Annotated in this window: 8 protein-coding genes; all 8 read left to right on the top strand. The window is 66.9% G+C overall.

Going from position 1 to position 18,060, the window contains the following annotated elements; translation table 11 throughout:
• The first annotated feature begins 4 nt into the window (after positions 1-4).
• The 8 genes from drmC (at position 5) to UXQ13_RS11625 (ending at position 18,019) form a co-directional block, all read left to right on the top strand.
• Complete coding sequence (drmC, locus tag UXQ13_RS11660) at positions 5-700, top strand: DISARM system phospholipase D-like protein DrmC (protein WP_225235186.1); 696 nt, start codon at positions 5-7, stop codon at positions 698-700.
• Positions 701-842: 142 nt separating this feature from the next.
• Positions 843-1,484 carry a hypothetical protein gene (locus UXQ13_RS11655; RefSeq protein ID WP_225235187.1) on the top strand — a complete coding sequence of 214 codons (642 nt, stop codon included), beginning with the start codon at positions 843-845 and terminating at the stop codon, positions 1,482-1,484.
• A gap of 365 nt (positions 1,485-1,849) precedes the next feature.
• Positions 1,850-3,682, top strand: a complete 1,833-nt coding sequence (locus tag UXQ13_RS11650) for a GPI inositol-deacylase (protein WP_225235188.1) — start codon at positions 1,850-1,852, stop codon at positions 3,680-3,682.
• Positions 3,679-4,875 carry a DUF6361 family protein gene (locus UXQ13_RS11645; RefSeq protein WP_225235189.1) on the top strand — a complete coding sequence of 399 codons (1,197 nt, stop codon included), beginning with the start codon at positions 3,679-3,681 and terminating at the stop codon, positions 4,873-4,875. Before UXQ13_RS11650 ends, UXQ13_RS11645 begins: the two co-directional genes overlap by 4 nt.
• Entirely contained in the window at positions 4,862-6,622 is a 1,761-nt protein-coding gene (locus tag UXQ13_RS11640) for a phospholipase D family protein (protein ID WP_336392336.1), read from the top strand. The genes UXQ13_RS11645 and UXQ13_RS11640 overlap by 14 nt, the downstream gene beginning before the upstream one ends.
• On the top strand, positions 6,619-9,786 hold the full coding sequence (locus UXQ13_RS11635; protein WP_225235191.1) for a helicase-related protein: 3,168 nt from the start codon (positions 6,619-6,621) through the stop codon (positions 9,784-9,786). Before UXQ13_RS11640 ends, UXQ13_RS11635 begins: the two co-directional genes overlap by 4 nt.
• A gap of 237 nt (positions 9,787-10,023) precedes the next feature.
• Positions 10,024-13,401 carry a hypothetical protein gene (locus UXQ13_RS11630; RefSeq protein WP_336392335.1) on the top strand — a complete coding sequence of 1,126 codons (3,378 nt, stop codon included), beginning with the start codon at positions 10,024-10,026 and terminating at the stop codon, positions 13,399-13,401.
• Positions 13,394-18,019, top strand: a complete 4,626-nt coding sequence (locus tag UXQ13_RS11625; protein ID WP_225235193.1) for a DEAD/DEAH box helicase — start codon at positions 13,394-13,396, stop codon at positions 18,017-18,019. Before UXQ13_RS11630 ends, UXQ13_RS11625 begins: the two co-directional genes overlap by 8 nt.
• Positions 18,020-18,060 lie beyond the last annotated feature (41 nt).

Genomic DNA, 18,060 nt, shown 5'->3' with positions numbered 1-18,060 from the left:
TCCGTTGAACGACCTCGGCGGCTACTTCACAGGAGCTGAGGCCCGGGCCCTCGCTGCGGGGTTCGCTGGTGGCCGCCACATCACTCAAGTGCTCACTGCTGTTGATTCGGCCAGGCGCACCCAAGGTGGTCAATTGCTGGCGGCGGCCGGGCTAAATCACACAACCGCCGACTTGGCGGTAGCTGTCCTGACTGCCGTTGCGGGTGCGAAGGGTTCCGACCGCAAAGTGACTCCCGTGTGGACGATGCCCGGCAACGAGGCCACCGTTGGGCATTTAACCAGCCAATTCCACGTCCTCGTGCAGGGTGCGCGGCAGTCCATTACGTGCGCAACGTACAACTTTCAATCTTCGTCACAGATGTGGTCCGAATTGGCACTCGCCGCAGGTCGGCCCGGGGTTGCCGTCACGGTATATATTGACGCTTCGAAAGCGGATGCGGTTGCTGTGCAGAAGCAGCTTGCCGGTGCGACTGTCTACCGATCAAGCGAGCTGGATTCTGGACAAAAGGTCGTCAGTCATGCGAAATTTGTTGTGGTTGACCATCAACTAGTGCTTCTGACTAGTGCCAACTTCTCATACAGTGCTGAGAATCGCAACGTCGAGTTTGGTCTTTTGCTGCATGATAGCGGTCTGGCCGAATCAATCGAGTCTGTGATGACAAGCAAACACGGGTCTCTGTACAACCTGGCTAGTACTTGATGTGTCCACTCGAAGTGTGCGGAACTATGAGTTGGTCGGCTGTCATCGAGGTTGACCCTTCTTGCCCTGCAGTAGGTCACCTCTTACGCCCGCGTAATTCCGATGCATGTCGGCCAGTCCGGGTGACGATGGAGGTGACCGAATGCGCTGGTTCGGTGATGTTCCGAAGGTGTTGAAGGTCGGCTTTGCCGAGTTCATGGGTGCCCGTGAGGCACTTGATTACTGGCAGGTTCGGCTGGATGACGAGTTCGCTTCTGAGCAGCACGGCGAACGACCAGATCCGGACCGGACCGCCGAGACCCTGTTCCTCCTCGCGCAGGTGCAACTCGACCAGGCAGTAGCAATCTTGAATTCTGAATTCGACGTGGACGCCCGTCCGTTCTCAGGCGGCGAAGTTGGCCGAAGGTTGAGGGATGTCATTTCCGCCGTGGAAGACGGTCAGAGTGCGATAGAGGCTTATCAATTCGAGATTGATGTGGTTGGCGAGGGGGTGGACCTCTGGCGCTCGCTTCGGCAGGCGGAAAGTCTGGCCGTAACCCATGCGTTTGAATGGGATGGCAGCATCACCCTTACGCTGGGGCCACCACTGCCCCAGCTGAAATACTTGCGTGTCGAGGGCAGTGATGGCGCTGAACTAAATTCAACACCCATGGAGGTGTTTTCCGCAGCGAGCGCCTGCACAAGTTGCGTAGCTGAACTAGCGGTTCGCTATCGCAAATGGCGTAGTCAGGGCTGGGGTCCGGAACCCCAACATGAGGACGGGTATGGACAGACCGCACCGTAATGAGTCGAATAGGTGTATGCGAACGGCCAATCGGGGGTCGATTCCGCTGGCCGCGGAACGCGTCGTGGCGCTGAGAGCATCGAGACAGTTAGTCGTTTGGCCGGTCCTAATACATAGCTGATGTATTGGTTGATTGTCGAGACCAGGAGGAAGGTTGTCGAGATCTATTGTCGAACAATGTTTACGTGAAGCGCGAGCAGCCGACGGGTCGCGAGCTGGGCTCGTTTGGCTGGCGTTGGGGCGCGGTAAACGTTTCCGGAATAGGGCGGGATGTCACGTAAGTCCGGCGGGTGGGCCTGTCGCGTGGCCAGTCACAGTTCACCCAGAGCGGTGCCAGTCCCTCGGTGTCAGAACCGCATGATTAAGTGCTGTCGATCGGCGAAGCGTTCGACACATCGACGGGGGTTGTCGTGGTTCCGACTGTGGTGTTCCTGCACGGCGTAGGTGACGGCGATCCCAGTGCTGGCTGGTTCGGGCACATGAATGCCGGTCTTGAGGCAGTCGGTTACGACGCTGTCGACAAGGGCCAGACCATCGCCCCCCGGTATAGCAGCATCCTCGAGATGGACGGGGTGTCGGCCTCCGTGCCGGCGCGGACATACCAGCCCGACGACGAAGACGAGCGCCGTCGGCTGTACGAGCGTCAGCAGGTGAGCTTGGGGCGCCTGATCGGGCAGGACGACCGTGTCGAACCCGGCGGCCTGGCCAACGTGCCTGCTCTCATCGTCGACCTCATCCATGATGCGGCCACGTTGGTCGACCCCGGGCTCATGAAGCAGGTCACTCGCTACCTGAAGAACGAAGGGGTCCGCGGGGCCATCCTGCGCAACGTCCTGGAGCAGCTGCCGGTCGAGGGCAGCATCGTCTTGGTGGGGCACAGCTTGGGCTCCGTGGTCGCCATCGACCTCCTGGATCACCTCCCCGCGCAGGTGCACGTGCGTCGCCTGATCACCGTCGGCAGTCCGGCCGGGTCACCTTTCCTCCACGAGAAGACCGATCGGCTCCTCAAGCGCTTTCCGTACGGGACGGTCCGCGACTGGGCCAACCTTTACGGCCGTCTCGACCCCATCACCGCAGGTCGTGGGCTCGGCGGCACGTTCCCGGCAGCCCAGGATTTCCCGCTCGCGGTCGGCGTCTCGCACGGGGCGGAGTTCTACCTGCAGCATTCCCACGTCGCGACCCTGCTCGGTGAAGCGGTCTTCGGGTCGCAGAGCCGGGAACTCGTGCCGGTGGAGCGGGCCATCGATCTGCCAGAGTCGGTCCCCGAGCAGATGGCCGTCTTCGCGCTGTCCTTCGCCCACCACGTCCGGCGCAACATCACCGACCAAGCGGTGGCCCGCCGCTACGCCCTTGCGCTCGAGATCGTCCAGGAGGAGATGAGCAACAGGCTCCGGACGATGTTCGCCGCCGAGGGGAGGCTCGCTACCCCCGCCGTTCTCGCGCTGACGGACGGCAAAGCACCCCGGGTCCAGAGGGACTGGGAGCTCGACCAGGTCATCGAACCCATGGTGCTGTCGGCGTTGTCCAACCTGGTCCAGCCATACGACATCGACCCGGGCAAGGCGCCCATGGCAGCCCTCCGGGACATGGCGATCGAGGTCGGGATTCAGCCGGAGAGCGGCGAGACGATCGCTGCGTGCATCAGTGAGGTCCGTGACGCCCTCGTGAAGTCATCAGGCATCCCGTGGGGTCGGATTCTTATCGGTGCCGCCGGCGTGGCCCTCGTGGCTGCGGGACCGCTGGGCGTCGCCCTCGCCGCACCAGCCGGCGCGTTCGGGGCGGCTGCCTTCACTGGCGCGCTGGCGGCCTTCGGTCCTGGCGGAATGGTCGGCGGGATGGCGCTTCTCGGGACCATGACATCGGCCGGCAGTGCCGCAGCTGCGGCCGCTGCGTCGGCGCCCAGTGCGGCGGATGCGTCGCTCGACCAAATCGTTGTCGACGTCCTCGTGAAGGTGTCGGCGGCACGTGCCCGGCAGAAGCTGGACCTCACGCCGGAGGAACAGGTCTGGTTCCACGTCGTCGCCCTCGAGACGGAGGTCGCAGCTGAACGAAACCGCCTGACCAGCTTGAGCGACAAGAAGTCCCTCCGCATCGCCGACCTCGACAAGAAGCTTGAGGTGCTCCGTCGGTTGCTCAGCTGGATGCTCGAAAACGGACTGGCGCCGCGGATGCTCGACGCCGAGGTGGTGGCGCCGTGACATCGCAGCTCGCCTGGCTGGATTTCGACGCCGAGCAGCAGCGGCGCACCAGAGAGATGCTGCGGCTGTTCGAGGAGAAGGAAAGCCGGGACGAGCTCGGGATCGGTCAGGTGCGGGATGCCTTCTCCGACCTGATGTTCCCGGGGATGTCCGTCCTGCTCACGCGAGCCCGCTACTTCCTTCTGGTTCCCTGGTGCGCCGCCGCCGCGGACCGCACTGCTCGTCAGCGTCGACCCCAGTCGCTGGCCGACGTCGAGCGGCGCGTCGTCCTGACGCTGCTGGCCGAGGCGCCTGACGATTTCGGCATCATCGGCGCCCGCGCTGGCGCGAAGGTCAAGAACCTGCCATCGGTCATCTACAACCAGGCGCTCGAGCGGTACGGCATCGCGCGGGCTTATGTCGACGACCGGACTGCGCTGGAGGAAGAGCTCGGCGAGGAGGTCACTCGCCGGGCAAGCGGCCGCTGGGTGCCCTCGGTCCCGCCCGCACCGCCTGGCTTCCCCGACAGCGTCGTAGGCGGACTGCGTGTGGAGGCCGACGAGGCACGGTGGCTGACCGAGCAAATCGTGTCCGCTTGCCCGACGTCCTTCCTGGCGCACGTGCTGCAGTCCTCCGAGCCGATTGACGAGGTGCCCTGGGCGTGGTCGCACCCGGCAGTCACGGACGCCGACAGCGAGACCCGTGCGGTCGTGCAGGACGCAGAGCTGTTCTCCCTCGCGATGCACGGAGCGGCCCTGCTCTACAACCTGCTCATCGCGGAGAAGTACGAGGCGGCTGATCTGACCTCCGTGGTGGGGCCCGTCGACCGCTACCGCAGCCGTATCGACGAGTGGGCCGAGACGGTGTCCGGGCACCCCCGGCTCTCATCCTGGGACACCGCCAGCATGTGGGCCCGGGTGACCAACCAGAACCCACGCATCCAGGGCAATCCGCGCGCCCGCCTGTTCATCTCCACCTGGCTCGGCGTCCTCGGTGAGCTGGCCGGAATGGCCGACCGCGCCGATCTGAGGGCGCTCGTCCGCGACCGGGAGATCTCGATCAAAGGCCCGCAGTCGCGGCTCCGCCACGACAAGCTGCTCCGCACATGGGCAGGGGCCTCGGGAAGTCGCCGACTCGACTTCCGGTGGACCAACGTCCGGACGATCGTGTCCGACATCCACGCAGGAGCGGAGAGCGCCAGTGCTGGAGCCTGACGGCCGCGCGCTCCTGCTCGATGCCCTCCGCCCCCCGGACGGCTACATCCTCGACAGTGCCGTCGCGACGACATTCACCGTCCACCTCGAGTCCGCGTTGTCCGTTGCGCTCGCCTTCATCCCTCGGCGGTTGGCGGACAGCGCAGATCCGATCGCCCTCATGGAGGCCGTCCGGTCAGCCGCCGACCGGCTCGACGTCTTCCACCAAGCGGGCATGGCCGCTGCGCCACAGTCCCACTCGTCGATCGTGGCCTTCCTCGAGCCAGTGCTCCATGCGGTCCGGCGCCCGAAGGCCGGGCACCTCTTCCACCCCAAGCTGTGGGCCCTGCGGTTCGTGGCCGACGAAGGCGAAGGGGTGCGCATGCGGCTCGTCGTTCCGAGCCGGAACCTCACGAGCGACCGCAGCTGGGATCTGCTGCTGCAGCTCGATGGTGAGCTGACCGACTCGGCCGATCCGGTCAACGAACCGGTCGCCCGGCTGCTCGAGGCCCTTCCCGGTCTTTCGGTCGGGGAGGTGTCCCAAGTGCGGCGGGCGAGGATCGGGCGGTTGGCCGACGACGTTCGACGGACGCGCTGGGAGCTGCCCCAGGACATGACGGACATCAGCTTCGACGTCCTCGGGTTCGGAGCTGTCCTGGAGGACGACTTCTTCGTCGGCACGCGAGACGTCGTCGTCATCTCGCCGTTCCTCACCCCTGCCGGTCTGGCCACGGTGACGGCCGGTCGTCCGGCCACGGTCATCAGCCGCCAGGCCACCCTCGACGCGCTCCCTGCGGACACCTTGGCCGGGCATGACGTCTACGTCCTCGACCCCTTGACCAGCGAGCTGGTCCAGGCCCCCGACGCAGGACCGCCAGTCGCCACCGGCCTCGCCGGTCTGCACGCCAAGTGCTACGTGCTCAGCTACGACCGCAGGACCTGGATCCGCGTCGGGTCAGCCAATGCCACTGAAGCTGCCTTCGGGGGGAACGCGGAGATCATCGTGACCCTCGTGGGGCCCTCGTCGAAGCTGGGCGCAGCCGAGATGTTCGGGGACGACGGCCCGCTGCGCTCCATCCTGACCACCTACACACCGCAAACCCCGGAGGATGACGACGCGGAACTGACGCGTCTGGACAACGTCCTCGTCGATCTGGCGTCCGGGCTCTTCACGGTCACCGTGCTCGGTGGCGACGACGCGTACCGCGCTCGATTCACGGGCCCGGCCCTCGCCCCCGGGGAGGCCGGCATCGAGGTCTCGGCGCGGATGATCACCCTCCCGGGATCGGATCAACCACTTCGCGCCGGCGAACCTGTCGACCTCACCTTCGGTCCTATGGCCATCGATGAGATCTCCGCCTTCGTCGTGCTGACGGCCACCGGCCCAGACGGGGCACGAGCACGCTGCCTGGTGCTCGCCGACCTCGTCGATGCCCCCGGCGGACGGCTGGACGCCGTCATCGCTGGTCAGGTCGACACCCCTGAGAAGTTCCTCCGCTTCCTTGCCCTGCTGCTGGGAGCGGGGGACTCGACCTTCCTCATGGGCGCGGCCGACGCGGGCGACGCGAGCCGAGCAGTTGGTGTCCGGTTCGAGGCGCCGGGTCTGTTCGAGCTGCTGATGAGAGCCCTCGTCGACCACCCAGATCGCCTGGAGGACCTCGCGCGGCTCGTACCCAAGGTGGCCGGGGCCGGTGTCCTGCCTCCCGGATTCGCAGAGATATGGGCCGTCGTCGACGCGGCACGCGCCGAGGGAAGTGGGAAGCAGTGACCGGTTACGACGCGGCGGCGGACTTGGCCGGGCTCAAGGACTTCCAACGCGCGACCGTCGAGCACGTCGCCCAGCGCTTCTTCGTCGACACCGAGCCCACCCGCCGTTTCCTCGTCGCAGACGAGACCGGCCTCGGCAAAAGCGTCGTCGCGCGTGGTGTCGTCGCGAAGACCTTGCAGCACCTCCAGGACGACGACTCCGTGGACAGGATCGACATCGTCTACATCTGCTCGAATGCCGACATCGCAAGGCAGAACATCGAGCGGCTCCAGGTCGCCGGAGCCCGGGCCACCCACCTCTCCACCCGCTTGACGATGCTGGCCCGCCACACCGCGGCACTGGCTGCGGCCGACCGGACCCACATCGGCAAGCCAGTGAACCTGGTGGCCTTCACCCCGGGCACAAGTTTCGAGCAGGGGTGGAGCACCGGGCTCGCCCAGGAGCGCGCACTCATCTACTTGTTGCTCGAGCAGGAGCTCGGACTGACTGGCTGGGACGCGCGCAGTGCTCTCACCACACTGCGCGCGACGACTCGCACCTTCGGCCGTTTCCGGCAGGTCGTCGAAAGCCTCCGCGCCGAGCTCGGGAACGGCCCCGACGCGGTGATCGCGGAGTCATTCGCAGCGGCGATCCGCGGATCGGGTGCCGCGGGCGACGCCACAGCGCTGTTCGCTGATGTCGGCCGAAGTCGGGAGCTGACCGCCGATCTGCACCAGCGCTCCGTCGAGCTCATCCGCCTCATGCGCGGCCACCTCGCGCGCGCCTCGATCGACAGCCTCGAGCCCGATCTGGTTATCCTCGACGAGTTCCAGCGATTCCGGAACCTGCTGTCGACCGATGCTCACACGGAGAGCGCCGAGCTGGCGCAGGCGTTGTTCGGGTACGGCGCCGCGAAAGTGCTCCTCCTGTCGGCGACCCCGTACAAACCGTTCACGTTGGACCAGGAAGCCGCGGACACCGGCGAGAGCCACCACGAGGACCTCTTCGCAACCTTGCGGTTCCTCCGCGACGATGACCGATGGCTGGGCGACGTCCGGCAGGCCCTGGAGACGTACCGGACCGCGCTGGCATCCGGCGCCGGTGCGGCTGACGCTGCGAGTGGGGTGCGCCAACTCCTTCTGCCGGTGATGACCCGGTCCGAGCGACCCCGCCTGCGCACCGGCGAGATGGTGGTGGAGCGGCAGAACGACCTCGCCGACGTCGCGGTGGACGACGTCCGCGGGTACGTGACGCTGCGGGCCTTGGCGGACGAGTTGGGCGGGATCGCGACGCTCGAGTACTGGAAGTCGGCCCCCTACTTCCTCAACTTCGCCGACGGCTACAAGCTCGGCGACAGGCTGAAGGCGGCTGTGAAGGACGGGCCGTCCGCCGCCGTGCGCGAGCTTGTGTCCAGTGCGCAGCAGATGGACGCAGAGGCCGTCCGCGGGTTCCGGCCGATCGACTTCGGCAACGCCCGCCTGCGCCGGCTGGCTGCTGACACAGTCGACCAGGGCTGGGAGAAGCTGCTGTGGTTGCCGCCGTCCATGCCGTACTTCGCCCTGCGGGCCCCGTTCGCGCAGCACGCGGCCGCGGGCATCACCAAGCGGCTGGTGTTCTCGTCCTGGTCTGCGACGCCCACCGCCATCGCGGGACTCCTCAGCTACGAAGCGGACCGCAAGCTGTCCGGCGAAGCGCTGAGGGAGAACTCCCGTGCGGCTCGGGCCGCGGTCGCGAGCCGGTTGGACTACCGCCTCGAAGACGGGCGTCCCTCTGCCATGAGTGCGCTTGCGCTCTTCTGGCCGCACCCCGTCCTGGCGCAGGCGGCAGACCCCCTGGCCATCGCTCGCTCAGCGGGGGGAGCGCTGCTCTCGCAGGCGGACCTCGAGACCCGGGTGCGGGATGCACTCGAGGCACGGGGAGCTCAGGACGAACCGACCACGGACGGGGACAGCGCTTGGCGGCGCTACCTCGGCTGGCCCGGCGCAGTTCCCGCGGAGGCGTGGGCGGAGGCCGATGACGTGGCCGCCTACTTCGCGGGCGGGGCTGGGGACAGCGAGGGCGCGGGTGAGGAGTCGGCAGAGGCGGGCACCGGGCTGACAGCCCACATCGCCGCAGCGCTCGGTGTCGTCGACACGGGGAGGGCGCACCTCGGACGGCGGAACGCCCTGAGCCGTGACGTCGTCCGGTTGGCCGCCCACAGCCCGGGCAACATCGCCTGGCGCGCGCTCGGCCGGGTGCTGGCGGAAGCAGACGTCAGCCCGCAGGGCCGTTGGCATGCGGCGGTGCACCTCGCGGCAGGCTTGCGATCTCTGTTCAATCGGCTCGAGGGCACATTGGTCATCGGCGAGGACGACGCCGCCTACTGGCGATCCGTCCTTGACTACTGCGCCGCCGGGAACCTGCAGGCGGTCCTGGACGAGTACGTCCACCACCTGCGCAGTTCGTTCTCCGACGGTCCTCTCGACGACGACGGCCTGCTCGACCTGGCTGGCCGGATCGTCAGTGCGATCACGCTCCGCGTGGTCAACTACGCCCCCTATTTCCCGGTGCAGGACGACGGTCCACGCCTGCGAAGCCGATTTGCGCTGCGTTACGGCTCGGCGCGCGGAACCGCGGGCGACAGCGCCGAGGCTGCGCAAGTCCGGCAGCAGGACGTGCGGGCCGCCTTCAACAGCCCGTTCTGGCCCTTCGTGCTGACAACCACCTCGGCGGGCCAGGAGGGCATCGATTTCCACTGGTGGTGTTCAGCCATCGTGCACTGGAACACCCCGGCCAACCCCGTGGACTTCGAGCAGCGGGAGGGCAGGGTGCACCGCTTCGGCGGGCACGCTGTCCGCAGGAACGTGGCCGCTGCCCACCGATCGGACGTGATGTCGTCCGACGACGTGGATCCGTGGCGAGCGGCGTACGACGCGGCCAACCGAGCCACGGCTGACCAGGGCGACTTCGTGCCGTACTGGGTCTACGACGGGCCGGCGAAGATCGAGCGACATGTTTACCCGTATGCGCTGAGCCTGGACGGCCCCCGGTACGACCGGCTCAAGCGCGACCTCGCCATGTACCGACTGGCCTTCGGTCAGCCGCGCCAGGAGGACCTGCTCAAGTTGCTCTCGCGCAGAAGCGACGACGAGTTGAAGTCAGCTGACGTCATCGATCTTCGCCCCCCGGCCTTAGAGCGTGACTAGTGACGGCTCATCACCGATCGGCTTCTACGGTCTCTACCAAGAGGACGGGAGCAGGTTGGCTCCGACCAGGAGCCCGGTCGTTCATCCCGGGCCACCATTCCGGCGAGAGATCATGACCCGCTCGGATGACGGGGTCTTGAATCTGGCAGAGCGCTCGACGACAGTCGTGGCGACAGACGCCTAGGCAATCGCAGGGCAGCATCGGCCAGCGGTGATCGATGATGATTCGGGGGGCGCGTGAACGGATCGGCTTTCATGGGCGAGAAAGAAGCCCACTACCGGTCTGCGTTGCGCTCGGCGTCGCTGGTGGTCGAGGCTGACTACGACAGAGGGGATGTCGACAACATCCTTGCGGCTCTGGGCTCGTTGTACGCCTACTTGGCCAGGCGCGGGGACCCCGCAGAACGGGCCTTCGATCGCTACCCGCACTGTCTCCTGGTCGGCATGGTGGGGACGGCAGCCATCGCGCCGGAGGCCAACACGTTCTGGCCGGAGTTCTGGCGCGCGACCAAAATTCACCCGGATCAAGATCTCCAGCGATTCGTGGGTGATGCTTTCCTCCAAGCGCTCGGGCGTGCCCGGCTGCCACAATTCACCGACGTCGTCGCCCACCGACGGTTCGTCGGCCCCGCCGCCATGCATGCGGCCATTCCGAATTCGGGGATGCACCGGCTCGTCGACGTCATCCTTGCCCGCCGGCGTCACGACCCGGGACTTGCTGGAGCGGACCTCCTGACCTGGCTGACGGCCAACACAGGCCGCCTCAACTACGTGGACTCCTCCGTCGGCAGGTTTCTCCAGTTCGGCGACGAGCTGGCTCTCGACGTCCTCGACCGCGTCATCGAAGTCGTCGCCCACGCGGGGGAGCACCTCGGATCTCTCGACGACGGCACGCTGTCGACGGAGACAACGGGGCTTCCCAGCGTGATGCTCACGGCCCTGGTCGAGGAGCTCCACGAACGTCGTCATGACCTCGTGATCCAGCCTGCACCCCTACGCCGCAAGCACCGCACGGAGCCCACCGTTGCCCTGGACGTCGGGGCGGGGGCCGTGGTGGTGATGCTGCCTGCGGTCTCCGCGGAGGACGGCGCCGCGGTCTGGTCGGTGGCGGGCGATGGCGCAACGGAGTCGATACGCGCCGCTGCGCAGTGGGTCGGCAAGGCGGCAACCACGACACCGCTCGCAGCCGCAGTCCGACAACCGGTGCGGCGACTCAACGTGCGGCTACGTGGGCAGGAGCGACTCGACGTCGAGCTGGTCGACCCCTCTGATCCTCTGTTGCTCTTCGACGTCGACGGGCAGCTGTTGCCAGCGGGTCTCCCGGTGCCGCGCGGCGAGGTCTGGGCGGTCATCCCGAAGGACAAGGAGGTCGTCGACGTGGCCGGCACCCCCCTTCGAATCATGGGCCAATTGGGGCAACCCGTTGGGTGGAGGGGCTGGTTGATCTGCTCTCTCGATCTCCAGAACGCATCGGCGGTCCGGCTGTCCGACGCTGCCTCCACGGTGCGTCCGCGCCTGGTCCGCAGCTCCGGTGCCCCATCCATCGAGGGCATCTCCCCGCTGGCAGCCGTCACCACCCGCCGGGGCATGGAGGTGTCGAGCACCCGCCCGACGGTCGTCCTCCCGCCCGGGAGCGACCCTTCTCAGTGGCAGGTCGAGGTCCTGCGCCCCGATGACAGGGGGCGGGGCGTCGTGAGGATGGCGCTGGCCGAATGCCCACAAATCGCAGGCGGCCACGACCCGTTGCACCAGTTCGGTTCACCCCTGCTCGGCGAGTTCACCATCTCGGTACGCGGCGCCTTCGGGAAGAAGGCCCAGCGCACCGTGTTCGTCGCGGAGGGGTTGGGCGTCGACGTTGCCCCTCGTCTTCGCTGGACCACTGCAGGGCTGCTTGACCCAGCAGCCGCGACCATTCGACCCGCACCCGGGATGACGACGTCGTCCAGCGCCCTCTCCTTCGACGCCGACACCGTGCAGAGCGACGTGACCTGCGAGGTCGGCCTGCAGGCGCGCACAATTCTGATCAGGCCTCCCGCTGTCGAGGTGCAGGTGACGGGACAAGGTCTGCCCGGTGGGTGGACGTCGCGCCCACCGATCGTGCATGCAGAGACGTTCGACGCGCAGGCGTTCCTCAGTGTCCGGCTGCCGGGGGACAACTGTGCCTATCGCCTTGAGTTGTCAGCCGATGATGCCGACGACCGGCAGTCGATCGAGTCGACTGACCGGCGGGGCCGCGAAACTCGGCTGTTCAGCCTCGGCCGATTCGCGGACACCGCCCGACGTGTGGGCTCGGGCCGATTCGACCTGGTCGGGATCGACAGCAGGTCCACCGTGGCGCTGCTCCGGCCCAGGACGTTCGCGTCGGGTGCCAGGGCGGTGGACAGAGGCTTGCAGCTCGACGACCTCCGGTACGTCGAAGGACTTCATGCAGCCACGTACCGCAACACCGCTCCCTGGCTACCACCCGTGGTGCGGGAGGTCGACGAGTCCGGTTTCGTCCAGCTCGGCGACGAGCTCAAGCAGGCCGGCCCCTTGCTCGTCAGCCTTGCGGTCGTCGATCCCTGGGCCCCCACGGACTGGCCGGACTGGCCGGGACCCACGGCACTGCAGGTTGCTCGCCCCGGTCATCACGAGGCGGTCGACTCCGGTTCAGAGCTCCTGTCCGCTGCTCTCGCAGGGGCGCCAGTCCCTGACGACGGCGTGGTCACCGACCTGACGGCGGTCTGGCCGGTCCTTGATCTGGAGGATCGACTTCCTCTCCCCACTGACACCGCCCGACGCGTCCGCCGCCTTGTCCTGGACTCACTGCACAGTGACCCACCGGCGGCGCTCTCATCACTCATGTTCCAGGTGCGCGACCGTGCGGCAGCTGTTCGTCTCCTCATCCGGGCTGGGCTCGTCGAACGCCGATTCCGGGACATCGAGCAAGACGCGATCCGACGCGGGTGGGCATCTGCTCCGGTCCTCGCCGCACTCGCTGCTGTTCCGCAGTGGCGGAAGGACGAGTGGTCGGACAACAGCGGTGATGACCTTCGCCGGTCCCTGGCTCTCGGTGGCGGAGAGAGTCTCGTGGCGATCCTTGATTCGCGTCATGACCCGCATCGGGAGGTAGGTGGTTTCGGGCCGACAGCCAGCGCCCTGGACCAGCTCGATCCGGCTCGTGTGGAGGACTTGTGGAGCGCGGTGCAGGTCGTCCCCGAAGGCTTGCTCCACCCGGACAGCCGGATGGCGGCAGCCAAGCAGCTGTTCGACGCGCGCCGGGAGAAGGAACTGACAGGTGTGCTCGCCTTCATCGAGCGCGACCTCTCACGGGTGCGGAAGTGCCTCGTGGGCGCTGCTCCTCCGGATCTGTTCGCACAGTTCGAAGCGCGACTGGACGGCACCCCGACTGCTGCCTGGGGCCTGTTGCCGGCCGCTTCATTCGGTTGGGCCGCTTTGGCCCGGCTGAGGGCCTACAACAGCGCAGCCGTTCCTCTCCTGGGGGACGGGCGACGCGAGGCCTGGTTCGTGCTGGCGACCCACGCACCTGACTACGTAGGCATGGACATCGTGCTGGCGGACGCCCACGCGTACACCGCTGCGACGGCGAGCAAGAAGAGGGATCACCATGGATGACGCGCTCGACCCGCTCGTAGCGAGCCGGGCGGTGACCGACACCTACCAGCGATACGTCAAGACCTTGGTCGACGTCCGTGACGAGGCAATGGCGCGATCCTTCGCAGCGGCTGTCGACCACGGCGGCGCTCTTGCGAAGGGCCCGTACCTCGAGGCGACTCCCGCCTACAGTCCCGGTGCTTCGCTGGCAGACCTGATCGATGAAGGCGTTCTGCACCGAGGCTTCGCCTCGCTAGCCAGTGCAGCCATGCCTCTGGACCGGCCGCTCTACGCCCACCAGGAGCAAGCCATCCGGAAGGCAGTCGCTGGCCGGAACGTGGTCGTGACCACCGGAACCGGCTCGGGCAAGACCGAGTCCTTCCTCATCCCCATCATCAACAGGCTGGTGACGGAAGAAGCTCAGGGGAGTCTGGGCCCCGGTGTTCGCGCCCTTCTGCTCTACCCGATGAATGCGTTGGCGAATGACCAGGTCAAAAGGCTCCGCACTCTGCTGAGTGCACATCCTCGGCTGACGTTCGGCAGGTACACGGGCGAGACGAAGGAGCGGACGGCGGACGCCCTGGCTCAGTTCACCGCGCTCAACCCGGGCCAACCTCGGCTGTCCAACGAGGTGCTGAGCCGCGAGGAGATGAGGGCCGCGCCACCGCACATCCTGCTCACCAACTACGCGATGCTGGAGTACCTCCTTCTCCGCCCCCTCGACCTCGCCCTGTTCCAGGGAGACCGCTGGGCCTTCGTCGCCCTCGACGAGGCACACGTCTACGACGGAGCGAAGGGCGCGGAGATCGCGATGCTGCTCCGGCGCCTCCACGACCGGGTGGGTGGCGGGCGAAAGCTGCAGTGCATCGCGACCAGCGCCTCGGTCCAGGGCCGACCGACCCAGATCATGGACTTCGCCAGGAAGCTCTTCGCGAGCCCCTTCGAGTGGATCGACGACGACGTCACGCGGCAGGACCTCGTGACCGCCAGCCGGGTGGCTTCCCCCACTGAGTCGACGTGGGGTCCACTGACCCCTGACCAGTGGTCCGCGCTGAGGGGCGCAGAGGACCCCGCCGGAGCGGTGCTGTCCTACGCGCCGGCGAGCTCCCAGGGCCTCGACCCCGCCCAACTTTTGGACGAAGAGGCCTCCGTGGTCGCCTTGAAGCGGCTCCTGACCGACGGACCCCAGACGGTCGCCGACATCGCCGGCCGGATGTTCCCGGGCCGGCCGCAGCCGCAGAGCATCGTCCGAGACCTCGTCGCGGTTGCCAGCGCCACTCTGGACAGCACAGGGAACCCGGTGCTGTCAGCTCGATACCACCAGTTCATCCGGGCGACCGAAGGTGCCTTCACCTGTCTGTCTACCGCTGGCCCTCACGTCCAACTGGCGCGCCACGAACGGTGCCCGGACTGCACAGCGGCGTGTTTCGAGTTCGGCTCATGCCAGCGATGCGGGGCTGTATACCTGGCCGGTTCCCTCGAGCAGCGGGATCAGGACAACTACTTCGTGCCCTCCCCATCCGCTGACGGTCGCCACACCTGGCTCATGCTCGGCAACGAGGTCGCGTTCGAGGACGAGGACGAGGACCTTCTCGATGTGGGCGGACGATCCACAGCGGCGAACCAGACCGTGTATCTCTGCGCGGAGTGCGGCGCCCTGCACGCGGCAACCCGATCGGTGTGCGGTGCTCAAGGGTGTTCATCCACTGCGCTGAGGCCTGTGCGGAAGTTCGACCGATCCCAGAAGGTGATGAGCTCGTGCACCCGATGCGGTGCGAGGGCGCGAGAGGTCGTCCGCCGTCTGCAGACCGGCTCGGACGCCCCGCCGTCGGTCCTGACCACGGCGCTGTACCAGCAGCTCCCTCCTGGCCCGAGCGCTGCGGCGGACCTCCCGGGGCAGGGGCGGAAGCTCCTGCTGTTCAGCGACAGCAGGCAGGCCGCCGCCTTCGCTGCTCCCTACCTCGAAAATACCTACGGCCAGCTGCAGCAACGTTCTCTGCTGGTTGATGGCCTGGGCCGCGCCGTGCAGCAATCGGGAGAAGTTGGTGTCGACGACCTGGTGCACTACACCCTCCAGGCTGCCGACGAAGCCGAGTTCTTCAGGTCCACCGCTACCCGGGACACCAAGCGGCGGGAAGTAGCTCGTTGGCTGGCCCTGGAACTGGTCGCCATGGACCGACGGCAGTCTCTCGAGGGCCTGGGTCTGCTGGTGGTACGGCACCAGCAGTCGGAGGTGGCCCTCCCTGCACCCTTGCTGGATGCCGGTCTGGGTCAGGTCGAGGGATGGGACTTGCTGGAGGAACTGGTCGGCACGATGCGGCAGCAGGGCGCCATCACCATGCCGCCGGGCGTTGATCACAAGGACGAGGCGTTCCTGCCGCGAGTTGGCCCCATCTACATGCGGCAGACGGGGTCCGAGAAGAAGAAGAAGGTCCTCAGCTGGAGCCCCACTCGTGGCACCAACCGTCGGTTCGACTACCTAAGTCGAGTGCTTGAGAAGTCCGGGCACCAGTCGTCCGCGGCCGCGATGCTCGCTGGTTGTTGGAAGTTCGTGGAGCAGTTGGGCTGGCTGGCGTCGACGACCGACCGCACCTTGGGAGCCTTGTTCCAGGACGAAATCGAGTCTCTGCGGTTCACCACAGAGCACGAAGGCCGGTGGTTCCGCTGCTCGAGGTGTAGAACGACTGCACCGAGGTCGGTCCGGTCCGTGTGTCCGACCCTCCGTTGCGACGGGGTCATGGTCGCGATGTCGATCCCGTCGACTGATGAGGACGACCAGCACTACCGGCGGCTCTACCGCACGATGCAACCCATCCCGATGCAGGCCCAAGAACACACGGCGCAGTGGTCGTCGACGAGGGCCGCGGAGATCCAGAACGACTTCGTCGATGGCAAGACGAATGTGTTGTCGTGCTCGACCACGTTCGAGCTCGGTGTCGATGTCGGTGATCTGCAATCGGTGGTCCTGCGCAACATGCCTCCATCGACCGCGAACTACGTGCAGCGAGCTGGGCGAGCGGGGAGGCGGGCTGCCTCGGCTGCTCTTGTGCTCACGTTCGCCCAGCGCCGTTCCCATGACCTGTCTCGGTTCCAGAACCCTGAGCGGATGATCGCTGGGCACATGCGGGTGCCGATCATCCCGCTCGAGAACGACCGCATCGATCGTCGGCACGCACACTCCATCGCTATGGCCGCGTACTTCCGTGCGTGCTTCCAGGCTGATGGCTCGCGATGGTCCAAGGTGGGGCAATTCTTCACCGACTCCGGCGGTATCGCTCCGAGTGACGGTGTGCGCTCCTTCCTCACCCCTGTCCCGACGGATGTTCTGGCGTCGCTCCGCGCCGTGCTTCCTCCCGGGGTCGCTGAGCGCATCGGCGTCGATGACGGTTCGTGGGTGGGCGAGCTCTGTGACCTGCTGGACCTCGTCCGCGACGAGGTCAACGCCGAACTAGCTAGCTACCAGAAGCGGATCGACGAATTCGTCTCAGCTGCGAAGTTCGGGCCCGCGCAGGCGATGAGTAAGACCATAGAGACGATCAACGGCCGTGACCTGCTCGGCTACCTCGGCAGCCGCAATGTTCTGCCCAAATACGGCTTTCCGGTCGACACGGTCGAGCTGCGCACCCTGCACTCCGGTGAACCTGTCGGTCGCCAACTCGAGCTCAGCCGTGATCTCTCGCAGGCCATCTACGACTACGCCCCGGGGAACCAGGTGATCGCCGGTGGGAAGCGGTGGACCTCAGCAGGCCTGCACCGATTCCCGGGCAAGGACCTGGTCGCTGTTGACTACCAGGCCTGTAGCGCATGCGGCGCCTACGTCGAGGGCGCGGATGCGAGTGAACCGGCGTGCCCCGCATGCGCCACGGCGTACAGCCGTGGGCCGCGCACGTACGTCATCCCCGAGTTCGGCTTCAACTGCGACCCCGATCCGACAGACGTGGGGACGGGTGCTCCCGAGCGACGGTGGGGAGGCGCGACGTACATCCAGTCCCTGGGTGCCGAGGTGTTCGAGAAGGAATGGGCCATGCCGTCGGGCGCGCTCTGCCGCGCCCGGGCTGGCGCGCGAGGGCGCATCTCCGTGATCTCCGATGCCGGTGGGCCGCAGTTCCACATCTGTGACTGGTGCGGGTGGACGACTGTCCTGCAGGCGGGGCAGAGGTGGACCGCGCACAAACGACCCACCGACCGGAAGGACTGCAACGGTGGGTGGGCCCAGCGATCGCTGGGCCACTCCTACGAGACCGACATCGTGGAGTTGACGAGCAGCGCGTGGGACACCCTCACGGGTGACAGTGACTGGTTGTCCCTGCTGTACGCGATCATTCGGGGAGCTACGGAGAGCCTGGAGATCAGCGAGGACGATCTGGACGGGGCACTCTTCCGTTCACCCAACGGGCGTCGGGCCGTCATCCTCTTCGACACGGTGCCGGGTGGGGCGGGGGGAGCCAAGTTGGTCGCTGACTCCCTGGACCTGGTGGTCGGCGGCGCTCTGGAACGAGTGTCGTCCTGCGAATGCGGACCGGAAACAGCTTGCTACGGGTGCCTGCGGTCCTACCGGAACGCCCGACACCACGAGCAGCTCAGCCGGGCCGGTGCCCAGCGGATGCTGGCCGTTCTCGGTCACGTCCCGCCGAGCTAGTCATGGCGCCAGCGCTCCACCCCGTTGAGTGACCGCCGTCA

The organism is Klenkia terrae, from assembly GCF_037083865.1.
Classification (GTDB): domain Bacteria; phylum Actinomycetota; class Actinomycetes; order Mycobacteriales; family Geodermatophilaceae; genus Klenkia; species Klenkia terrae.
The sequence above is the reverse complement of the archived record's forward strand: the minus strand, read 5'-3'. Positions and strand labels throughout refer to the sequence as shown.